General features: G+C 68.8%; 22 protein-coding genes. 15 read left to right on the top strand and 7 right to left on the bottom strand.

The window, feature by feature from the left end; all coding sequences use genetic code 11:
* The coding region (locus tag ACFDSW_RS06435) for a 50S ribosomal protein L35 (RefSeq protein WP_375249453.1) at positions 1-147 on the bottom strand (147 nt) is incomplete at its 3' end.
* A 195-nt stretch (positions 148-342) separates the two neighbouring features.
* On the opposite strand from ACFDSW_RS06435, the gene ACFDSW_RS06430 reads away from it, so the two are divergent.
* A complete protein-coding gene (locus ACFDSW_RS06430) occupies positions 343-2,460 on the top strand; it encodes an AsmA family protein (protein WP_375249451.1) in 2,118 nt (705 codons plus the stop codon).
* A 77-nt stretch (positions 2,461-2,537) separates the two neighbouring features.
* On the opposite strand, the gene ACFDSW_RS06425 is transcribed toward ACFDSW_RS06430, so the two are convergent.
* Positions 2,538-3,359, bottom strand: coding sequence for an inositol monophosphatase family protein (locus tag ACFDSW_RS06425; RefSeq protein ID WP_375249450.1), 822 nt, complete (start codon positions 3,357-3,359; stop codon positions 2,538-2,540).
* A 69-nt stretch (positions 3,360-3,428) separates the two neighbouring features.
* Between ACFDSW_RS06425 and ACFDSW_RS06420 the strand changes: the two genes are divergently transcribed.
* The 3 genes from ACFDSW_RS06420 (at position 3,429) to ACFDSW_RS06410 (ending at position 5,618) form a co-directional block, all read left to right on the top strand.
* The gene (locus tag ACFDSW_RS06420) at positions 3,429-3,983 is read left to right on the top strand and encodes a peroxiredoxin (RefSeq protein WP_375249449.1); all 555 of its coding nucleotides are present in this window, start codon (positions 3,429-3,431) and stop codon (positions 3,981-3,983) included.
* Positions 3,984-4,079: 96 nt separating this feature from the next.
* On the top strand, positions 4,080-5,129 hold the full coding sequence (locus tag ACFDSW_RS06415) for a GGDEF domain-containing protein (RefSeq protein ID WP_375249448.1): 1,050 nt from the start codon (positions 4,080-4,082) through the stop codon (positions 5,127-5,129).
* Between the two features lie 81 nt (positions 5,130-5,210).
* The gene (locus ACFDSW_RS06410) at positions 5,211-5,618 is read left to right on the top strand and encodes a DUF1810 domain-containing protein (RefSeq protein WP_375249447.1); all 408 of its coding nucleotides are present in this window, start codon (positions 5,211-5,213) and stop codon (positions 5,616-5,618) included.
* An 8-nt stretch (positions 5,619-5,626) separates the two neighbouring features.
* Here ACFDSW_RS06410 and ACFDSW_RS06405 read toward each other — a convergent pair whose 3' ends face one another.
* Entirely contained in the window at positions 5,627-5,983 is a 357-nt protein-coding gene (locus tag ACFDSW_RS06405; protein WP_375249446.1) for a hypothetical protein, read from the bottom strand.
* 176 nt (positions 5,984-6,159) lie between these two features.
* On the opposite strand from ACFDSW_RS06405, the gene ACFDSW_RS06400 reads away from it, so the two are divergent.
* The 3 genes from ACFDSW_RS06400 to ACFDSW_RS06390 are packed head-to-tail and all read left to right on the top strand — an operon-like array spanning position 6,160 to position 9,596.
* Complete coding sequence (locus ACFDSW_RS06400; RefSeq protein WP_375249445.1) at positions 6,160-7,608, top strand: S41 family peptidase; 1,449 nt, start codon at positions 6,160-6,162, stop codon at positions 7,606-7,608.
* 5 nt (positions 7,609-7,613) lie between these two features.
* On the top strand, positions 7,614-8,288 hold the full coding sequence (locus ACFDSW_RS06395) for a zinc-ribbon domain-containing protein (RefSeq protein ID WP_375249444.1): 675 nt from the start codon (positions 7,614-7,616) through the stop codon (positions 8,286-8,288).
* Positions 8,289-8,291: 3 nt separating this feature from the next.
* A complete protein-coding gene (locus ACFDSW_RS06390) occupies positions 8,292-9,596 on the top strand; it encodes a dipeptidase (RefSeq protein ID WP_375249443.1) in 1,305 nt (434 codons plus the stop codon).
* Positions 9,597-9,742: 146 nt separating this feature from the next.
* Here the strand turns inward: ACFDSW_RS06390 and ACFDSW_RS06385 are convergent, their stop codons facing one another.
* The gene (locus ACFDSW_RS06385; RefSeq protein ID WP_375249442.1) at positions 9,743-10,828 is read right to left on the bottom strand and encodes an alkene reductase; all 1,086 of its coding nucleotides are present in this window, start codon (positions 10,826-10,828) and stop codon (positions 9,743-9,745) included.
* Positions 10,829-11,015: 187 nt separating this feature from the next.
* Between ACFDSW_RS06385 and ACFDSW_RS06380 the strand changes: the two genes are divergently transcribed.
* From ACFDSW_RS06380 to ACFDSW_RS06355, 6 genes are all read left to right on the top strand, one after another.
* Complete coding sequence (locus ACFDSW_RS06380) at positions 11,016-11,996, top strand: DMT family transporter (RefSeq protein WP_375249441.1); 981 nt, start codon at positions 11,016-11,018, stop codon at positions 11,994-11,996.
* On the top strand, positions 11,993-12,646 hold the full coding sequence (locus ACFDSW_RS06375) for a COQ9 family protein (protein ID WP_375249440.1): 654 nt from the start codon (positions 11,993-11,995) through the stop codon (positions 12,644-12,646). The genes ACFDSW_RS06380 and ACFDSW_RS06375 overlap by 4 nt, the downstream gene beginning before the upstream one ends.
* A gap of 84 nt (positions 12,647-12,730) precedes the next feature.
* Positions 12,731-12,982, top strand: coding sequence for a ferrous iron transport protein A (locus ACFDSW_RS06370; RefSeq protein ID WP_375249452.1), 252 nt, complete (start codon positions 12,731-12,733; stop codon positions 12,980-12,982).
* A gap of 34 nt (positions 12,983-13,016) precedes the next feature.
* Positions 13,017-14,882, top strand: a complete 1,866-nt coding sequence (locus ACFDSW_RS06365; RefSeq protein WP_375249439.1) for a ferrous iron transporter B — start codon at positions 13,017-13,019, stop codon at positions 14,880-14,882.
* Positions 14,883-14,891: 9 nt separating this feature from the next.
* Positions 14,892-15,449 carry a single-stranded DNA-binding protein gene (gene ssb / locus ACFDSW_RS06360; protein WP_375249438.1) on the top strand — a complete coding sequence of 186 codons (558 nt, stop codon included), beginning with the start codon at positions 14,892-14,894 and terminating at the stop codon, positions 15,447-15,449.
* Positions 15,450-16,991 carry a sensor histidine kinase gene (locus tag ACFDSW_RS06355; RefSeq protein WP_375249437.1) on the top strand — a complete coding sequence of 514 codons (1,542 nt, stop codon included), beginning with the start codon at positions 15,450-15,452 and terminating at the stop codon, positions 16,989-16,991.
* On the opposite strand, the gene ACFDSW_RS06350 is transcribed toward ACFDSW_RS06355, so the two are convergent.
* Genes ACFDSW_RS06350 through ACFDSW_RS06340 form a run of 3 tightly spaced genes read right to left on the bottom strand, consistent with a single transcriptional unit; the run spans position 16,969 to position 19,128 of the window.
* Complete coding sequence (locus ACFDSW_RS06350) at positions 16,969-17,367, bottom strand: response regulator (RefSeq protein WP_375249436.1); 399 nt, start codon at positions 17,365-17,367, stop codon at positions 16,969-16,971. The two genes, ACFDSW_RS06355 and ACFDSW_RS06350, sit on opposite strands and share 23 nt — an antisense overlap.
* Positions 17,368-17,410: 43 nt before the next feature.
* A complete protein-coding gene (gene metW / locus ACFDSW_RS06345) occupies positions 17,411-18,001 on the bottom strand; it encodes a methionine biosynthesis protein MetW (protein WP_375249435.1) in 591 nt (196 codons plus the stop codon).
* Complete coding sequence (locus ACFDSW_RS06340; RefSeq protein ID WP_375249434.1) at positions 17,998-19,128, bottom strand: homoserine O-acetyltransferase; 1,131 nt, start codon at positions 19,126-19,128, stop codon at positions 17,998-18,000. Before ACFDSW_RS06340 ends, metW begins: the two co-directional genes overlap by 4 nt.
* A gap of 121 nt (positions 19,129-19,249) precedes the next feature.
* Between ACFDSW_RS06340 and hisC the strand changes: the two genes are divergently transcribed.
* Together hisC and ACFDSW_RS06330 are read left to right on the top strand one after the other, a co-directional pair.
* Complete coding sequence (gene hisC / locus ACFDSW_RS06335) at positions 19,250-20,377, top strand: histidinol-phosphate transaminase (protein WP_375249433.1); 1,128 nt, start codon at positions 19,250-19,252, stop codon at positions 20,375-20,377.
* The coding region (locus ACFDSW_RS06330; protein ID WP_375249432.1) for a prephenate/arogenate dehydrogenase family protein at positions 20,377-21,132 on the top strand (756 nt) is incomplete at its 3' end. The genes hisC and ACFDSW_RS06330, both read left to right, overlap by 1 nt.

Raw genomic sequence — 21,132 nt, 5'->3', positions numbered from 1 at the left:
CACCGTGGTGCCGCGATTCTGGCGGATGTACTTGCCGTTGTGGCTGATGAGGCGGTGGCGCTTGCCGGCGACGCCATGCTTCAGCTTGCCGGTGGCGGTGAGCTTGAAGCGCTTCTTGACGCCGCTCTTCGTCTTGAGCTTGGGCATTTTGGTCCTTTCTGCTGGAACGTCATGGCTGGGACGGCCGCGGCAGCCCTGGATGGCCGGGCAGTCTTCAAGCGCCATGTCGCTCGGGAAGCGGGCCGCATAGCGATATGGCCCGGCAAAAGCAATGGCCGCATCCGCGCTCGACACGGGTCACGCCGGCGGAACCCGAGCCGGGGGTGGCGCGATTGTGCCGCCATGGCAACGACCGCCCCCGTGGATGCCGTGACGCCCGATGCGACGCCGCCCCCCGCGCCGCCCCCGGTATCGCGCCGCCGCCGGGCGTGGCGGATCGCCCGTGCCATCCTGATCGGCGCGGTGGCGCTAATCGCGGCGATCTGGCTGGTGCTGTTCATCACCAAGGGCCGTTTCCTGAAGCGGCCGTTCGAATCGATCGCCGGGCGATTGACTCACCGCGACGTGCAGGTGGGGGGCGATTTCCAGCTGTATTTCGCGCCGTGGCGGATCAAATTCTACGCCGAGCGCGTGTCGGTCGCCAATCCCGGCTGGGCGACCCGGCCGCGCCTGTTCGCGGCCGACCGGATCGACGCGCGCATCGCACCCCTGTCGCTGCTGTTCGGCACGCGGCACTTCCACTGGCTCGACCTGACCAACGGCGCGATCGACCTGGAATGGAATGCGGCGCACGACCGCAACACTTGGACGTTCAGCGAGAAAAAGGGCGGCAAGCCGCTCGATCTGCCGCGAATCGACCGTGCCTCCATCACCGGTACGACGGTCCGCTACCGCGATCCGCGCATGCGCCTGCTGGCGGACCTGTCGCTCGACACGATTCGCTCCACCGGCGCGCGGATCGGGGAGGCGGTCGGGGTGAGCGGCAACGGCCAGTTGCGCGACACGCCATTCACCGTCGCCGCGCGGCTGCTGTCGCCCGATGCCACGGTGGCGCGCGGGCGCAACGAACTGGTGATGCGGGCACGGGCGGCGGGCAATGTCATCGATGTCGCGGGGACGTTGCCGAGCCTCGCGCAGATCGAAGGGGTGCCGCTGGCGGTCCGCGCGCGCGGACGCAACCTGGCGACGCTGCTCGAGATCATCGGCGTCGTCATCCCCACCACCCGCGACTATCGGCTGCGCGCGCAACTGGTGCAGCAGGGACAGGAATATCGCTTCACACGGATGGCAGGCACGTTCGGCGACTCGGATCTCGCCGGGCGGCTGACCGTCACCAATGGCGAGCGGCTGCATCTCGATTCGACGCTGCAGACGAAACGGCTCGACATCATCGATGCCGCCCCTTTCATCGGCTATAATCCCGATATCGTGGCGGAAAAGGGCGCGGTCGCGGCCGCCGCCGCGACCGGCGCGGCGCCGGCGCGGCTGCTGCCCGACGCGGCATTGCCGATCGCGACGATGCAGCGGTTCGACGCCGACCTGACATGGCATGTCGCCGCGCTGCGCTCGCGGCGGGTGCCGATCAGCGACGTCGATCTCAGACTGGATCTCGATCGCGGGCGGCTGGTGCTGTCGCCGCTCACCTTCACGATGGCGCGCGGCCATGTCGCGGCGGATGCGATCTTCGACACACGCCAGCGGCCGAGCGCGATACGCTACGATATCCGGCTGGCGCCGACGCCGATGGGGCGGCTGCTGGCCGGCTATGGCGTGGCGGAGGCGGGGACCACCGGCACGGTCCGCGGGCGTATCGAGCTGGTGGGGCGGGGCGATACCATCCACGACTCGCTTGCCACCGCCTCCGGCCGGATCGCGTTCGTGCTGCCCGCGGGCGCGCTGTGGACGCGGAACGTCGAACTGTCCGAACTGGATATCGGCACGTTCGTGCAAAAGATGTTCGAGGACGAATTGAAGGAGCCGGTGCGCATCAATTGCGGGCTGATCGCCTTCACGGTGCGCAACGGCATCGCCGCCACCGACCCGATCCTGATCGATACGCAGAAGAACGTCGTGCTGGGCCGCGGCGGCTTCAGTTTCCGCAGCGAGGCGGTGGATATCGCGATCCGTGCCGATGCCAAGCGGTTCAGCCTGTTCTCGGGTCAGTCGCCGGTGGGCATCGCGGGGACCTTCGCCACGCCGCGGCTCGAGGTGCTGTCACCGCAGCTTCTGACGCGCGCGGGGGCCGGGCTGGGGCTTGCGCTGGTCGCAACCCCGGTGGCGGCGCTGCTCGCGTTCATCGATCCGGGCGACGCCAAGGCGGCGCAATGCGGCCCCGTCCTCGGCGCGAAGACCGCCGCCGCGCAACGCACCGGGAAAGGCGAGCCGCGCAAGGACGTCGGCGACGGCACCACGACCGTGCAGGACAAGCCGAAGCGAAAGAAATTCCTGGGGATCTTCTGACGACGGCACCGTCGTTCCGGCACGGACAGCCACCTTGCCGCGGGCGAGCGGCTAATCGGCATTGCAGCGACCTGCGATCAATGGTCGTGCGCGATCCCGTCGTCGACCGCGCCGCGCAATGCCTCCAGCACCTCGTCGGTGCGGGCGGGATCGCCAATCGCGAGCACGTGCCCGGCACTGTCGGCGGTCAACGGATCGCCATTCCAGTCGCACATCCGTCCGCCCGCGCCCTCGACCACCGGTGCCAGCGCAGCGAAATCGTAAAGCTTCAGCCCCGATTCGCAGACGATATCGAGATGCCCGCTCGCCAGCAGGCCGTAATTGTAGCAGTCGCCACCATAGACCGGCCCCTGACGCGGCGCGCCCCCGCTGGCGGCGGTGACCAGCGCCATATAATGCGGCACGTCTCCCTCCGCGAACAGATGCGGGCTGGTGGTGGCGACGATCGCGCCACGCAGCGCCGGGCAGGCGCGGGTGCGCGTCGGGCCGCCGTTGAACAGGGTCGGCTGCCCCGCGACACCCAGCCAGCGCTCGCGCTGCACCGGCTGGTCGATCACCCCCAGCACCGGCCAGCCATCCTCGACCAGCGCGATCAGCGTCCCGAAAATGGCGCGCCCGGCGGTGAAGCTGCGTGTGCCGTCGATCGGATCGAGGATCCAGCGCCGCCCGGTGACGCCGGGCTTTTCGCCATATTCCTCTCCGATGATGCCGTCGCCCGATCGCTCGGCATCGAGTAGGCGGCGCATCGCCTCCTCCGCCTCGCGGTCAGCGCGCGTCACCGGCGACTGATCCGCTTTCGTTTCCAGTCCGGCCGGGCGCCGGAAATAAGGGCGGATAACCGCGCCCGCCGCATCGGCAAGGCGTTGGGCGAGATCGATATCGGCTGGGCGCACGGGCATGGCGGCGACCTATCGCGCGCGGCCAAGGCAGGCTAGGATTATCGCATCGCCCCCATCGGAGTAATGTCGATGCGCCTGATTCCGCTTGCCGCCGCCGCCCTCACCGCATTGTCGCTGGCCGCGCCGGCGCATGCCACGCTCGCGCCGGGAGCGGTGGCCCCGGACTTCGCCACGCGCGGGGCGATGGCGGGCAAGATCGTGCCCGTCAATCTGAAGACCGCCCTGAAACGCGGCCCGGTGGTGCTGTATTTCTTCCCCGCCGCCTTCACCTCCGGCTGCAACGCAGAAGCACGCGCCTTCGCCGAGAAGATCGACGCTTTCCGCGCCGCCGGGGCGACGGTGATCGGCATGTCGGCGGACAATGTCGCCGACCTGCAGGCATTCTCATCGAGCGAATGCGCCGGCAAGTTCACCGTCGCCAGCGCGGGGCCGCGCGTGATTGCCGGTTATGATGTCGCGCTGGGCCGACAAGTGAAGGGCCGCGATGTCACCAGCCGCACCAGTTACGTGATCGCACGCGACGGACGGATCGCCTTCGTCCATTCGGACATGAGCCCCGCCGAACATGTCAGCCAGACCCTGGCAGCGGTGCAGAAGCTGACCGGCAAGAGCGCCGCGCGCTGATCCGCCGGGGCGAGGTCACCATATCTTAGCGAGTCGACTGATACGCATCCCTCTCTAACGAGGCGCAGATCGCGCCTCGGGAGTCGGAGGCACGGTGTGGCGAGCAAGGCGATCGATATTCGGGAGGGTAGTACCGGCGACCGGCTGTTCGCGCAGATCGGCGCCTTCCTGTCGGCGCATCGCCTGAGCCCCGACCCGGCCCATTATGCGCTGGCGCACGAAGTGCTGTCGAACGCCGCCGGGCTGATTGCGCAGCGCGTCGCCGCGATCACCGACGGCGGCGTCCGCCTCACCGCGCAGGATATCACGTCGCTGGGCGGGCAGGCCGTGATCGGCGCCCCGGTCGACGACGGGCAGGATGCCGCTGCGGACGACGCCATGATCGCGGACGCCGCGACGCATGAGGCGATGATCGAGCGCATCCTGATGCAGATCGACGGCTTCGGCGACACGATGCGCAACGCGCATGCCGAAGCGGGGGATTTCGGCCGCGATCTGGCACGTAGCGCGGCACTGATCCGCGACGCCGGCCCGGCCGTCACCTCCGAGCAGATCGGGCGCCTGACCGACGACATGATCGAGCGTGTGCAGCGCGCGGAAGCGCGGCTCGACGCCGCCCGCCGCGAAACCGACGAACTGCGCGTCGCGCTGGACGAGGCGCGCGGCTCCGCGCGGACCGATCCGTTGACCGACCTGCCCAATCGGCGCGCCTTCGATGAGGCATTCGCCGCGCTGGACCGCAGCAAGGTGATCACCGTCGCGATCTGCGACATCGATCATTTCAAGCGGGTCAACGACAATTTCGGCCATGCGGTCGGCGATCGCGTGATCCGGTCGGTCGCGAAGACACTGCGCGCCGAATGCCGGTGCCTGGTCGCACGGTATGGCGGAGAGGAATTCGCTTTGCTCTTCGAGGGGGTCACGCTGGAAGAGGCCGCGCGGCAGGTGGAGCATGCCCGCCATGCGATGACGCTGCGCCGGCTGCGCGTGCGCGAGACGGGCGAGCCGATCGGCGTGGTATCCTTCTCCGCCGGGGTGGCCGAGGGAACCGCCAGCGAGGGCCGCGCGGCGCTGATGGCGCGGGCCGATGCCGCCTTGTATCGCGCCAAGGATCAGGGGCGCGCGCAGACGATCACCGCCCCCTAATCACACCGCCGCCCGATCACACCGCCGCCCGATCGCCGGTAGCAGCGCGCATCCGGGCCGGCGCAGGCGCGTTGGACGCACATGTCGCTCGATCGTTTTCTCGCCGCCCAGCAGGATGTCTATCCGGTCGCGCTGGCCGAATTGCGCGCCGGCGAGAAACGCTCGCACTGGATGTGGTTCGTGTTTCCGCAGATCGCCGGACTGGGCCATAGTGCGATGGCGGCGCGCTATGCGATCGCCGATCTGGGGGAGGCGCGCCGTTATCTGGCGCACCCCGTGCTGGGATCACGCTATGCCGAGAGCGTCGCGGCGCTGATGCGGCACCGCGACCGGCCCGCGACGGCGATCCTGGGCACCATCGACGCGATCAAGCTGTGCTCATCGCTGACGCTGTTCGATCGGGCCGGGGCGCCGCCCGGGGTCGCGGCCGCGCTGCGCGCCTTCTTCCCCGCCCCCGACGCCGCAACGCTGCGGCTGATCGACGGGTGACCCGCACCTCACCCGGTCGTGCGGCCGCCGCTGACGATGGCGGTGCCGTTCGGCGCGATCGCGATCAGCCACTCCCCCTGGTTATCGCACGTCGCGATCCATGCCGGGCGCCCTTGCACCGGATCGGTCGGAACGGAGCGTGTCACCCCCTGGCAATCGCGACCGGCATCGCGGATCGCGCGAAACAGCGTGACGTTGCGCTCGCCCTCGTTCATCGCCTGGATCCGTTCGACGATCGTATCACCGTTCGCCGCGCCATTGGTGATCGCCTCCGCATTGCGGGTGTCACCCCCGCCGCAGCCGCCCAGCGAGAGCAGCATCGCCAGCGCGCCGAGGGGGGCGGCGAGAGATTGGGGCTGTGGCATCAAGGTCGGTCCTTTCTGATCGATAACAGGGCACTGGCGATCGCCAGCGGGCGCCACGCCACGCTAATCGGCTTTGCTGCGTTTCGCACCCCCGCTAGGGTGCGTCGATCGATCGGGAGAGGTGTGTGATGCGTAACCGCGGGGCATGGGGAGCGCGATGGGGCGGATGGCTCGCAATGGCGGCCATGCTGGCGTCGTGCGGCGGCGGCGACGGCTCTTCCGGTGGAGGGAGCGGCACGGCTGGTGGCGCGGCGGGGGGGACGACCGGTAGCACGGGCGGCTCGACGGGCACGGGCACCGGCTCCAGCACGAGCTCAGGCTGCACGCTGGCGGCGCGGCAACAATGGCTGCTGGCGCAGATGAACGAATGGTATCTCTTCCCCGAAACGCTGCCGACCGGGCTTGATCCGGCGGCCTATACCGATCTGTCGACCTATCTCGACGCGCTGACCGCCACCGCGCGCGCGCAGGGGCGTGACCGCTATTTCAGCTATGTCACCTCGGTTGCGGAAGAGAATGCCTATTACAACTCGGGCAGCACCGCCGGATTCGGCATCCGCCTGGCGCTCGACACGAGCAACCAATTGTTCGTGATCGAATCGTTCGAGAACGGGCCGGCGCTGAACGCCGGAATCGACCGCGGCACGCAGATCGTCGGCATCGGCACCAGCAGCAGCACCGTCCGGACGGTCAGCGACATCATCGCATCGCAGGGCACCGACGGGCTGACCGACGCGCTCGGCCCCGATGACAGCGGGGTACAGCGCGTCATGCGGATCCGCGATGCGGCGGGGACGCGCGACGTCACGCTGGCCAAGGCGGATTTCACGCTGTCCCCGCTATCGTCCCGCTATGGCTACAGGATCATCGCCGATGGCGGCCGTCAGGTCGGCTATGTCAATCTGCGCACCTTCATCAGCACCGCCAACGACCAGCTGCGCACCGCCTTCGCCGCCTTTCGCGCGCAGGGGATCAACCAGGTGATCGTCGACCTGCGCTATAACGGCGGTGGCCTCGTATCGGTGGCGGAATTGCTGACCAACCTGCTCGGCGCCGACCGCAGCACCGCCGACGTGCAAGCCTACACCACCTTCCGCACCTCCAAGTCGAGCCAGAACAAGACCACCTATTTCGCCCCGCCAACACAGGCGATCGCCCCGATGAAGATCGCCTTCATCGGCACCGGGCGCACCGCCTCCGCCAGCGAATATGTCATCAACGCGATGATCCCCTATCTCCACGGCAATGCCGCGCTGATCGGCAGCAACACCTATGGCAAGCCGGTCGGCCAGATCGCGCTCGACAATCCCGCCTGCCCCGATGACCGGCTGCGCGTGATCGCCTTCGCGTTGCAGAATGCCGCGCGCCAGGGCGATTATTTCAACGGCCTCGCCAGCAAGGTGGAGGCGAGTTGCCAGGCGAGCGACGACATTTCCTATCAGTTGGGCGACGCCAACGAAGCGTCCACCCGCGCCGCGCTCGATTTCCTCGCCGGGCGCAGCTGCACGCGGATCGGCGCGACCGCCAGCGTCGATCGTGCGGCCGCGATCGATGCGCCCGAACGCCGCCTGCTGACCCCCGCCGACGCCTCCACGCCGCAGCGCGAGCTGCCGGGGCTGTTCTGACGTCGGTGGCACGCGCCTGCCTTCATTGCGGTGCGCCCCTGCCCGAGGGCGCGCGCTTCTGCCCCGCCTGCGGCACGGCGGTGCCCGTCACGCCCCCGCCGGACGCCGGGGCGCGCGGCGGCTTTCCGGGCTGGTGGCTGGTCGCGCTGGGGGGCGTCGCGGCGATGATTCTGGCGGTCGTGTTCATCCAGCAGCGCGAAGGTGCGCGCGCGATCGCAGGGCGCCCCGATGCGGCGCCATCGGCCGGCGCAACGCCCGGCCCGGCCACCCCGACGCCGGAGCCGATGCCGGCCCCCACCCCCTCTCCCTCCCCCCCCGCTTCCGCCACGCCGAGTGATCCACTGGCGGGCATCATCGGCGGCGAGGCGCCGATCCCCGCCCCCGCGATCGCCGCCGCGCTGGACCGGCTGGCGGCGAATATGACCGCGGAGGAAGCCGAGGCCGGCGAGCCGCCGCGCCTGCGCGGGCCGCTGCGGGTCAACGGAATCGTCGTGGCGATCGACGGCGATGGCACCGTCGCGCTCGCCGGTCGTGATCCAGGCCGGCCGGTGATCGCGCAACTGCCCGATACGCAGATCGACGCGCTCGATCTGTTGACCCCCGGTATGGCGGTTAGGCTGACCTGTCGCGACGCGCGCGCGATCGGCGGCACCAGCGTGCTGGAGGGATGCCGGTTATAGGGCGTGGATGCTTTTTCGCTGTCGGGCGCGATCGCGCTGTGCTGTGATCCCCGCATGATCGCCCTGTTGCTCGCCCAAGCCGCTGCCGCCGCCTCGCCCGTCCCCGCCGCCCCCGCCGCGCTACCGCCGGTGCCTGCGCGTATCGAGCGGCTGCTGGCGCGCACCCCGGTGATCGACGGCCACAACGATCTGCCGTGGGAGATTCGCCAGAATTACGCTGCGAAGGTCGAATCGCTCGATCTGCGCCAGGATACGTCGCGCTGGGCCTATCCGCTGCAGACCGATATCGCGCGGCTGCGGCGCGGGCATGTCGGCGGGCAATTCTGGTCGGTCTATATCCCCGCCAGCGTGACCGGCGCGCGCGCGGTGGAGATGACGCTGGAGGAGATCGACATCGTCCGGCGCATGGCGGCCGCCTATCCCGATACGTTCGCGCTGGCGACCACCGCCGCCGACGTGCGCCGGATCCAGGCATCGGGGCGGATCGCCTCGCTGATCGGTGTCGAGGGCGGGCATCAGATCGACAAGCGCCTGTCGGTGCTGCGCCAGTACAAGGCGCTGGGCGTCGGCTATATGACGCTGACCCACGGGAAAAGCCTGGAATGGGCAGACAGCAGCACCGACGCCCCGCGCGCCGGCGGGCTGAGCGCGTTCGGCCGGCAAGTGGTGCAGGAAATGAACCGCATCGGGATGATCGTGGACGTCAGCCATATCGCCGACACGACGATGGCGGCGGTGCTCGACGTGTCGCGCGCGCCGGTGATCGCCTCGCATTCCTCCGCCCGCGCGATCGCCGACGCGCCGCGCAACATCCCCGATCCGCTGTTGCGGCGGATCGGCGCGGGCGGCGGCGTGGTGATGGTCAATTTCTATCCCAGTTTTGTGTCGGCACGCTGGCGCGCTTGGGATGGCGAGCGCACCGCCTTCGCCAAGTCGGTCGGGGTCGAGAGCGACATTTATGGCGCGGCCGCCCCGGCGCCGATGGTGGCGTGGGACCGCGCGCATCCCGAACCCGTCGTGACGGTCAGCGATGTGGCAGACCATATCGAGCATGTCGCGACGGTGGCGGGGCGCGGCGCGGTGGGGCTGGGCGGCGATTTCGACGGGATCAGCGGCACCGGGCCGATCGGACTGAAAGGGGTCGATGGCTATCCGCAGATCTTCGCCGAACTGGCGCGACGCGGCTGGAGCGACACCGATCTGTCGGCGCTGGCGCAGGGCAATGTGCTGCGCGTGATGGCGAAGGTGGAGGCGGTCGCCGCGGCGATGGCGAACGAACCGCCGGTCGACGCGACCGCCCCGGACTGAGGGGCAAGAAGAAAGAGCGGCTGGTTCGGGTAGCGCGCGGGGGCAGTTTCCCAGACCGCAGCGCACCCCTCCATACGGCCATCGGTCAGCGGGAGGAGAACCGCCGCGCGGCGAGCGGCTCTCCCCCTGCGTGGCCTGACGCCGGATCAGGCCTGCGCCGTTTCCAGCTCGTCCAGCGCCGGATAATCGGTGTAGCCCGCGGGCCCCGGCGCGTAGAAGGTCTTCGGGTTCGGCGTATTGAGCGGCGCGTCGCGGCGGAAGCGCTCCACCAGATCGGGGTTGGCGATATACAGCCGGCCGAAAGCGATCGCATCCGCCACGCCCTCGTCCAGATCGCGCTGTGCGGCTTCCCGGCTATAGTCCTGGTTAAGCACCAGCGGCCCGGTGAAGACCTTGCGGATGCTGGGGCTCAACTTGGGCACGCTGCTCGCGCCGAAGGTGCCGTCGGGCGATTGTTCGCGCAATTCGAGGAAACCGATGCCGAGATCGTTGAGCGCCTTCGCCGCCGGCACGAACACCGCCTCGGGATTGCTGTCGTCGGCGCCCTGCGTCTCGCCATTCGGGGACAGGCGAATCGAGGTGCGGCCCGCGCCGACCTCCGCGATCACGCGCTCCACCACCTCGCGCATCAGGCGGATGCGATTTTCCGGCGAACCGCCGTATTCGTCATCGCGCTGGTTGGTGTTGTCGCGCAGGAACTGGTCGATGAAATAGCCGTTCGCGCCGTGGATCTGCACCCCGTCGAAGCCGGCGGTCATCGCGTTGCGCGCGGCGGCGGCATAATCGTCCAGCGTCTGGCGGATGTCGTCCAGCGTCGCGGCGCGCGGCGTGTCATACGGGTTCTTTTCAGGATCGTGATAGGGCGCGCGCAGCGTCGACGACGACAGCGACTGCAGCCCGGTGACGTCCGGGCGCGCGAGCCGGCCCATGTGCCACAATTGCGCGACGATTCGCCCGCCCGCGGTGTGAACCGCCTCGGTCACCGGCTTCCACGCCTCGACCTGCTCGGCGGTCCACAGCCCCGGCGCGTTCGGCCAGCCCAGGCCCTGACGGCTGATCCCGGTCGCCTCGGAGATGATCAGGCCCGCGCCGGCGCGCTGCCGGTAATAATCAATCATGATCCCGGTCGGCACATGCCCGTCGGTAGAGCGCGTGCGGGTGAGCGGGGCCATGAGGATCCGGTTGGGCGCTTCGATCGCCCCCAGCGTAATCGGGTCGAACAGGCTGGGCATCCGTGTACCTCCAAAGACAGTCGGTGGTGAAGTGATCAGGCGCGGTAACTAGGCAGCCACGCCGCAAGTTGCATCGGATCGGTCGCTCAAGAAAACCTATCCGGCCGACAAGCCGATCGGCAAGCCCCCCGACATCTACCTTGCGATCGGCGCTGACGCGCCCGCCGGGGATGGTTATGGGGCGGCGATGCAGCCGATCCATGTCACCGATCCCGCCCTCGCGGCGCCGCACCCTCGCGGCGACGGCCCAGCGCTGATCGCGGTCGCGATCGGCAATGCCGCGCTCGCCTTCGGGCCGATGTTCGTGCGCCTGTCCGATACCGGGCCCGTCGCCGCCGCCTTCTGGCGGATCATGCTCGCGCTGCCGGTGCTGGGGGTGGCCGCCTGGCTGGCGCGGTCCCCCGGCACGCGCGCCGCGCCGCCGCGGCGGCTCGCGCTGTTCCTGGTGCTGGCGGGGGTGGCCTTCGCCGCCGATCTGGGCAGCTGGCATGTCGGCATCCTGGGGACGACGCTCGCCAATGCCACGCTGTTCGGCAATGTCGCGATCTTCATCTTTCCGGTGTGGGGCTTTTTCATCGCGCGGACGTGGCCCTCGAAGTCGCAGGCGCTCGCGCTGCTGCTCGCCGTGCTCGGCGCCGCGCGGTTGATGGGGCGATCCTATCAGCTCGACCCGCGGCATCTGCTCGGCGACCTCCTCTGCGTGCTCGCCGGGGTGCTGTACGCGGTCTATTTCATCCTGATGGCCGACGTGCGGCGGACGATGCCGCCGCTGGCGACGTTGGCCTGGTCGTCGGCGGTATCGATCCCCCCGCTGTTGCTGTTCGCGATCGTGCTGGGGGAGCGGATCGTGCCCGACGACTGGACGCCGCTGCTGGCGCTGGCCCTCATCAGCCAGATCATCGGGCAAGGATGCATGGTCTATGCGCTGGGGCGGCTGTCGCCGCTGGTGATGGGGGTCGCGCTGCTGATCCAGCCGGTGGTCGCCGGGACGATCGGCTGGGTCGGCTTCGGCGAGCGGCTGGGCACGGCGGATCTGGTCGGCGTGGCGATGGTGGCGGTCGCGCTGGTGCTGGTGCGGCGCGAGCCCGGACCTGTTACAGCGACCGCATCGTTGACGGACGCAATAACCGACGGAATGGCCGATCAGATGGCAGGGAAGAACCGATGACCGAGGATAGCACGCTCGACGAGATCCGCACCGCACTGGCGCCCGATCTGGCGGCCAATGCGGCGTTCGACGGCTGGGGCGATGCGGCGCTGGCGATGGCGGCGGAAACGCACGGGGTGGATCGCGACGTCGCCCGGCTCGCCTTCCCGGCGGGGCCGGTCGACATGATCGACGCCTGGTTCGACACGATCGATCGCGCGATGGTGGAGGCGGTTCCCGCCGGGGCGCTGGCGACGATGAAGGTGCGCGAGCGAATCACGCGGCTGGTGGAAGCGCGGCTCGACGCGCTCGCCCCCGATCGCGAGGCGCTGCGCCGCGCCCGCGCGATCCTGGCGCTGCCGCAGCATCTCACCCGCGCCGCAGCGCTCGGCTGGCGGAGCGTCGACCGGATCTGGCGGCACGCGGGGGACGAGGCAACTGACTATAATCATTACACCAAGCGCGCGATGCTGCTGGCGGTCTATACCGCGACGCTGACCGTCTTCCTTGACGACGACAGCGCGGAACAGACCGAAACGCGCGCCTTTCTGGCGCGGCGGATCGACGGGATCATGCGCTTCGAGAAAGCCAAGGCGGGGTTCGCCCGCCGCACGCGGCACCGCCCCAGCCTGAGCCGCTTCGTCGGGCGGTTGCGCTACCCGGTGGTATGACGACGGTGATCGCGATCGCTTATTGATAATCAATCGCACCGGCCATATAGATAGCGCGTGCCCGCGACCGATATCATCCCCTCGATGAACCTCGAAACCCTGCCCCGGCATCGGCGGGCGACGGTCGATACGATCGACTGGTCGCAGCTGGCGACGCCGGAGGCGCGCCGCCTGCGCGAGCTGGGGTTCGACCAGGGGGTCGCGGTCGAGGTGCTGCATCGCGCGCGCCTCGGGGGCGGTCCGATCGCGTGTCGGATCGGGCGGATGACGGTGGCGCTGCGCCGCGCGGTCGCCGCGACGATCAGCGTCTCTGTCGATCCGCTGCCGGCGGAATGATCGCGTCCGGCGCTCCGATCCTGATCGCTCGCTGATGGAAATGCCCCCGCTGGTCGCGATGGTCGGCAATCCCAATGCCGGCAAGAGCGCGCTGTTCAACGCGCTGACCGGCGCACGGCAGAAGGTGGGCAATTATCCCGGCGTCACGGTCGAGCGCCACTCAGGCCGGCTCGCGCTCGACGACGGGCGGCCGGTGGAGCTGGTCGACCTGCCCGGCGCCTATAGCCTCGACCCCGCCTCCCCCGACGAGCGTGTGACCCGCAACGTCGTCACCGGAGCGCAGGCGGGCGAGCGCCTGCCCGACGCGCTGGTGGTGGTGGTGGATGCGTCGAACCTCGACAATCACCTGCGCTTCGCGCTGCAGCTGATCGCGCTCGGTCTGCCGGTCGTGGTCGCGCTCAACATGGTCGATCTGGCGGAGCGCGACGGGCTGGTGCTCGATCCGGCGGTGCTGGAGGCGGAACTGGGTGTCGCCGTGATCCCGACCGTGGCGGTGCGACGGCGCGGGATCGAGCAACTGCGGGCGCAATTGACGGCACTGGTCGGTGCGACCTCGGGCGCGATGCGTGCGCTGCGCCCGTCGGACGGCAGCATCGACGACGATATCGTGACGCTGCAACGGCGCGCGCGCGCGATCGCCGCCGCCGCGACGATCAGCGAAACGCCGGTACGCCGATGGAACCACACGCTTGACGCGGTGGCGCTTCACCCGCTGGTGGGGCCGGTGCTGCTGGTGGCGCTGCTGTTCATCATGTTCCAGGCGGTGTTCAGCTGGTCCGAAGCGCCGATCGGCTGGATCGAGGACGGCTTCACCGCGATCGACGGGGCAGTGAAGGCGGCGATGCCCGACGGCTTCCTGCGCTCGCTGTTGACCGACGGCGTCATCGCCGGTGTGGGCGCAGTGGTGGTGTTCCTGCCGCAGATCCTGATCCTGTTCCTCTTCATCCTCGTGCTGGAAGCATCGGGCTATATGGTCCGCGCCGCGTTCCTGATGGATCGCCTGATGAGCCAGGTCGGGCTATCGGGGCGTGCCTTCATCCCCCTGCTCTCCAGCTTCGCCTGCGCGGTGCCCGGGATCATGGCGACGCGCACTGTGGAGGATGAGAAGGACCGGCTGACCACGATCCTGATCGCCCCGCTGATGACCTGTTCGGCGCGGCTGCCGGTCTATACGATTATCATCGGCGCGTTCATCCCGGCGCGGCAGGTACTGCCGTTCGTCGGGTTGCAGGGACTGGTGCTGCTCGGCCTCTATCTGATGGGAATCGTCGGCGCATTCGTCGCCGCGCTGTTGCTCCGCCGCACCGTGACGAAGGGCGAAAGCTCGGGCTTCATGATGGAAATGCCCAAGTATCAGATGCCGCGCCTGCGCGACATCGCGATCGGGCTGTGGAGCCGCGCGTGGATTTTCCTGAAGCGTGCCGGCACCACGATCGCGCTCACCACCGTGATCCTGTGGGCGCTGCTCAGCTTCCCGCAGGCGCCGGCGGGGCGCAGCCAGGCGGAATATTCGGTCGCCGGTCGGATCGCCACCGGGCTGGAGGTGATCGTCCGCCCCATCGGCTTCAACCACGATATCGCGCTGGCGCTGATCCCGGCCATGGCGGCGCGGGAGGTGGCGGTGGCGGCAATCGGCACCGTCTATGCGATCGACCATACAGACGACGCGGCGGGCGAACAGAGCCTGGTGGAGCGGTTGCGCGGGCGCTGGTCGCTGCCCACCGCGCTCGCGTTTCTGATGTGGTTCGTCTTCGCGCCGCAGTGCATCTCCACGATCGCGGTGACCCGGCGCGAGACCAATGGTTGGCGCTGGCCAGCGTTCATGGTTGGCTATCTGTTCGCAACCGCCTACGTGATGGCAGGGATTACGTACTGGGCCGCGGTGTTCGCCGGCCTGTAAGAGGGTTTCATGGCAGGCAGCGTCAACAAGGTCATTCTCGTCGGCAATCTGGGACGCGATCCCGAAAGCCGCAGCTTCCAGAACGGCGGCAAGGTGGTGAACCTGCGCATCGCCACGTCGGAATCGTGGAAGGATCGCAATACCGGCGAGCGCAAGGAAAAGACCGAATGGCATTCGGTCGCGATCTTCAACGAAGGGCTCGCCAATGTGGCCGAGCGGTTCCTGCGCAAGGGCAGCAAGGTCTACATCGAGGGCCAGTTGCAGACGCGGAAGTGGCAGGACCAGCAGGGGCAGGACCGCTATTCCACCGAAGTGGTGCTGCAGGGCTTCAACTCGGTATTGACGATGCTTGACGGCCCGCAGGGCGGTGGCGGTGGTGGCGGCGCCGGTCGCGACGACTGGGGCGGCGGTGATGATTTCGGTGGCGGCGCACGCGGTGGCAATCCCGGTGGCGCGCGTGGCGGCAGCGGCGGCGGATCACGTGGCGGCGCCAGCGGCGGCGGCGGCGGCGCGGGCGGTTTCGGGGGCGGCTTCGCGGACGATCTTGACGATGACGTGCCGTTCTAGATGAACGCCTGCCCCCCCATCACCCCCGACGCGCATGACGAGGCGGCGCGTACCGCCGTGCTGGCCGCGCATCATCCCGCGACGCTCGACGGCTCGGCGGCGCTGCGCCAGATCACCGATTTCGCCGCGCGGCTATGCGGCACGCGCACGGCGCTGGTCAGCCTGGTGGACGATCATCGCCAGTTCTTCCTCGCGCGGACCGGACTGGCAGCGCGCGAGACGCCGCGCGAGCAATCCTTCTGCGCGCATGCGATGTGGCAATCGGGGGTGATGATCGTACCCGACGCCACCGCGGATGCCCGATTCGCCGACAATCCGCTGGTATCCGGCGAAATGCAGCTCCGCTTCTATGCCGGTGCGCCGTTGATATCGGATGACGGTTACCCGCTCGGTTCCTTGTGCGTCATCGACGATCACCCGCGTCCCGAGGGGCTGACCGCGTTACAACGAGAGGGGCTGGAGGTGCTGGCCGCCGGCGTGCGCGCGCTGCTGCGCGACACCCGCGAAGGCTTTGCCCGCCGCGAATCGGAGCGCGAGGCGCGTGCGGCGGCGAACGACAGCGAACTGCGTTTCCGCACGCTCGCGGATACGATGCCGCAAATGGTGTGGTCGACGCTGCCCGACGGCTTCCACGATTACTACAATGCCCGCTGGTACGATTTCACCGGCGCCCCCCCGGGGACGACCGATGGCGAGGGCTGGAACGACATGTTCCATCCGGAGGACCAGGAACGTGCCTGGTCGGTGTGGCGGCAATCGCTGGCCACCGGGGCGCCGTATCAGATCGAATATCGGCTGCGGCACCATGATGGCACCTATCGCTGGGTGCTGGGCCGCGCCTTGCCGATCCGCGACGACGCGGGGGCGATCGTTCGCTGGTTCGGCACCTGTACCGATATCCACGAACAGAAACTGGCGCTCGAAGAGCGTGAGGTGATCAGTCAGGAACTGAGCCACCGGATCAAGAACATCTTCTCGGTGATCGCGGGCCTGATCCAGTTCACCGCGCGGACGCAGCCCGCGATCGCGCCGATCGCGCACGACCTGCGCCAGCGCATCACCGCATTGGGCCGGGCGCATGACTTCGTCCGTCCGCACAGCGCCCATTCCCGCCCGAAGCTGCATCAGGAAAGCCTGTACGGCCTGCTGGATACGCTGTTCGCACCCTATCAGCGCGAGGCGGGCGAGCGATTCCGCTTGCACGGCGACGACGTGGCGGTCGACGATCGCTCCGCTACGCCGCTGGCGCTGCTGTTTCACGAACTGGCCACCAATGCGAGCAAATATGGCGCGCTGTCGGTGCCCGACGGGTATGTCGATATCACGATCGACCAACAGGACGGTCAGGTACGGCTGATCTGGCGCGAGTGCGACGGCCCGGTGATTGGGCAGCCCGCCAGCGATGGCTTCGGCAGTCAGCTGATCGAGATGAGCGCGGTGCGCCAGTTGGGCGGTACGGTTCACCGGACATGGGAACCACGCGGCCTGATCATGACGATCGAGGCACCCGTCGCCGCGTTCAGCCGCGGACCGGCCACCTGACGAAATCGTCCGGCACCAACGCCGTGTCGGCCGGCTCCGCGGCCAGCCGGGCGGCGGCCAGGATCGCTTCATCGCTGAACGGCTTGCGGATATAGCCCAGCGCGTCAGCCGGGTTGGCGATCTGGCTGGGGTTGGCGGTGACAAACACCACCTTGATGCCATGTTCCTGCGCGATCCGTCGCGCGATGTCGGGGCCGGTGGGGCCATCCCGCAAGTTGACGTCGACGAAGGCGAAGCTGCATCCCGGCGCGGTCCGCAACGCGGTTTCCGCGTCAGCGGCGATACCGGCGACCTGATAGCCCGCATCCATCAGGATACGTTCCAGGTCGAGCGCGACGAAAATCTCGTCTTCGACGATCAGCGCCGTTTTGGTCATCGTCCTGTCCACATCACGCCCGCTTAACCGAAATCAAGCCCGATCAGTTCCGCGTGAGCAGAAATACGGCATGTTCGGCAAGAAAATTCGCCGCCGCGCCGCCGGTGCTCTTGTCACCCGACAGAAACCACGCGCCCTCGACCGTGATCTTCCGATCCGCAACATGGGCGCGGAAATCGTCCACTGTCAGATGATGGATGTTGGGCGTGTCATACCAGCGCTCGGGCAACAATCGCGTCACCGGCATACGGCCGCCCCACAATAGCGACAGTCGCACCCGCCAGTGCGCGAAATTGGGGAAACTGACGAAGGCATGCCGCCCGATCCGCAGCAATTCGTCCAGCACCCGATCGGGGGCGCGCGCGGTCTGCAACGTCTGGCTGAGGATCGCGTAATCGAAGCTTTGATCGGGATACCCCGCCAGATCGACATCGGCGTCACCCTGGATCACGCTCAGTCCGCGCGCCACCGCCGCCGCGACATTGCCGCGATCGATCTCCAGTCCACGTGCATCGACGCCGCGCGTGTCCCGCAGCGCCGCCATCAGCTCCCCGTCGCCGCAGCCGACATCCAGCACCCGCGCCCCGTCAGGCACATGCCGCGCGATCACCGCCAGATCCGCCCGCAACGTCATCGGTCCGCCGCCATGAAACCGCCGACGACGCGCTCCAGCTCGGGCGCATCGAGCAGGAAGGCGTCATGGCCATAAGGACTGGTCAGTTCGACGAAGCTGACCCGCGCGCCGGCGGCATTGAGCGCCTGCACGATGCTGCGCGATTCGGCGGTCGGATACAGCCAGTCGGTGTCGAAACTGACGAGGCAGAAGCGCGTCGCCGTGCCGCGAAAAGCGTTCGCAAGCAGCCCGCCATGCTCCTCCGCCAGATCGAAATAATCCATTGCGCGGGTGATATAGAGATAGCTGTTGGCGTCGAACCGGTCGGTGAACGACAGCCCCTGATAGCGCAGATAGCTTTCGATCTGGAAATCGGCGTCGAAGCCGAAGCTCTTTTGCTCGCGCGCCTGCAGCCGGCGACCGAATTTCTCCGTCAGCCCCGCCTCGGACAGATAGGTGATGTGCGCCGCCATCCGCGCCACCGCCAGCCCGGCGGCGGGGGGATCGCCATCATAATAGGCGCCGTCGCGCCATTTCGGATCCGCCATCACCGCCTGCCGCCCCACCTCGTGAAAGGCGATATTCTGTGCGGTATGGCGCGCGGTGGAGGCGATCACCACCGCAGCGCGAACGCGATCGGGATAGGTCGCCGCCCATGACAGCGCCTGCATCCCGCCCATCGACCCGCCGACCACCCCGGCGAGCGTGCCGATACCGAGGTGATCGAGCAGCATCGCCTGCGCGCGCACCATGTCGCGGATCGTGATCACGGGAAAGTCCATGCCATAGGGGCATCCGGTCGCCGGATCGATGCTCGCCGGCCCCGACGAACCCATGCAGCTGCCCAGCACGTTGGCGCAGACGACGAAGAAGCGGTCGGTATCGATCGGCCGCCCCGGCCCGACCATGCGGGTCCACCAGCCCTGTTTGCCGGTGCGCGGATTGGGCCCGGCGACATGCTGGTCCATCGTCAGCGCGTGGCAGATCAGCAGCGCATTGCCGGCATCGGCGGCGAGCGTGCCATAGGTTTCGTAGGCGATATCCACCGGCGACAGCCGGGCGCCGCTGTCGAGCGTCAGCGGACCGGGCAGCGTCACGCGGCGCGCCAGCCCGAAACGGGGATCGGCGGGTGCAGGAAAGTCAGGCATTGAGCCCTGCGCCTTAAACCGCCACCGCCGCCCCGTCGAGGGCGGGTGGCTGCGGCTGGCCGGGCGGGGGCGGCCGGCGCCCTCCGTTGCCACGCGCGCGCGCGGACCGTACAGCGCGCGGATGACCGACACGATCGCTCCCACCCGCCCGGCCGCGCCCGAAGCCAAGCCGTGGATCACCGCCATCGCCCCCTATGTTCCCGGTCGGGCCACCGCCGACAACGGCCGCCCCGTGGTGAAACTGTCGTCGAACGAAAATCCGCTCGGCACACCGCAGGGCGCGCGCACCGCGTTCCGCGACGCCGCCGACGAGCTGGAGCGCTATCCCGACGCCAGCGCCGCCGCGCTACGCGACGCGCTGGCCGCGCATTACGGGATCGAGGCCGAGCGCATCATCTATGGCACCGGATCGGACGAGGTGCTGCACCTCGCCGCCGGCACATTCGCGGGTGTGGGCGACGAGATCATCCACGTCCGATACGGCTTCGCGGTCTATGATATCGCAACGCGGCGTGTCGGCGCGGTGCCGGTCGTGGTGCAGGACGACGATTACGCCACCGATATCGACGCGATCCTGGCGGCGGTGACCGAGCGGACGAAGGTGGTGTTCCTCGCCAATCCGAACAACCCGACCGGCACCTATACCAGCCGAACCGAGATCGCCCGGCTGCATGCCGGGCTGCCGCGCGACGTGCTGCTGGTGGTAGATCAGGCCTATACCGAATATCTGACGCCGGAGGATGATGACGGCGCGCTCGAACTGGCGCGCACGCAGCCCAATGTGCTGGTGACGCGCACGTTCTCGAAAATCTTCGGGCTGGCGGCGGAGCGCGTCGGCTGGGGCTATGGCGCCCCCGCGCTGATCGCGGCGATGCACCGGATCCGCGCGCCCTTCTCCTTCGGGATCGGCGCGCAGCGCGCGGCGATCGCCGCGCTGGCGGATACCGCGTTCGTGCGCCGCAGCTTCGAACACAATCTGGTGTGGCGCGACTGGTTCGTCGGCGAGATCGCACAACTCGGCAATGCCGGGCTGCGCACGGTGCCGAGCAAGGCGAATTTCGTGCTGGTGCTGTTCGAGGGCGCGCTGTCCGCGGAGGCTGCCTATCACGCGCTCATGGCGGCGGGCTATGCGGTACGCTGGCTGCCCGGACAGGGGCTGCCGCACGGCCTGCGCATCACGATCGGCCGCGAGGAGGAAATGCGCGCGGTGGTCGACGTGCTGCGCGCCGAGGTGCGGAACGCGGGCTGATGCTGCCGTTCACCCGCGTCACCATCATCGGGCTGGGCCTGATCGGCTCGTCGATCGCGCGCGCCGTGCGCGATCGCATGCCGACGGTGCGGCTGACCGGGCATGATGCCGATGCCACGGTGCGGGAAACCGCGCGGCGGATCGATCTGGTCGACGACGTCACCGATACCGCGGGCGCGGCGGTGACCGACGCCGATCTGGTGATCCTGTGCGTCCCCGTCGGCGCGATGCGCGCGGTGGCGGAGGAGATCGCCGCCGATCTGCCCGCCGATGCGATCGTCAGCGACGTCGGCAGCTGCAAGACCGCGGTCGCGGACGCGCTGGCGGCGATCCTTCCCGCGCCGCGCGTGGTGCCGGCGCATCCCGTCGCCGGCACGGAACAGAGCGGCCCGGAGGCAGGCTTCGCGACGCTGTTCCGCCGCCGCTGGTGCATCGTCACGCCACTGGCCGACAGCGATCCGGTCGCGGTCGGGCGGGTGGAGGAATTCTGGCGGCGGCTGGGCGCGGACGTGGAGCGGATGGCGCCCGATCACCACGATCTGGTGCTGGCGGTGACCAGCCACCTGCCGCACCTGATCGCCTATACGATCGTGGGTACCGCCGACGACCTGCAACAGGTGACCCAGTCGGAGGTCATCAAATTCTCCGCCGGCGGCTTTCGCGATTTCACCCGCATCGCCGCATCGGACCCGGTGATGTGGCGCGACGTGTTCCTGGCGAACAAGGATGCGGTGCTGGAGATGCTGCAACGCTTC

It is taken from the genome of Sphingomonas sp. (assembly GCF_042091075.1).
Taxonomy (GTDB): domain Bacteria; phylum Pseudomonadota; class Alphaproteobacteria; order Sphingomonadales; family Sphingomonadaceae; genus Sphingomonas.
This window is presented reverse-complemented; position numbering and strand designations above follow the sequence as displayed.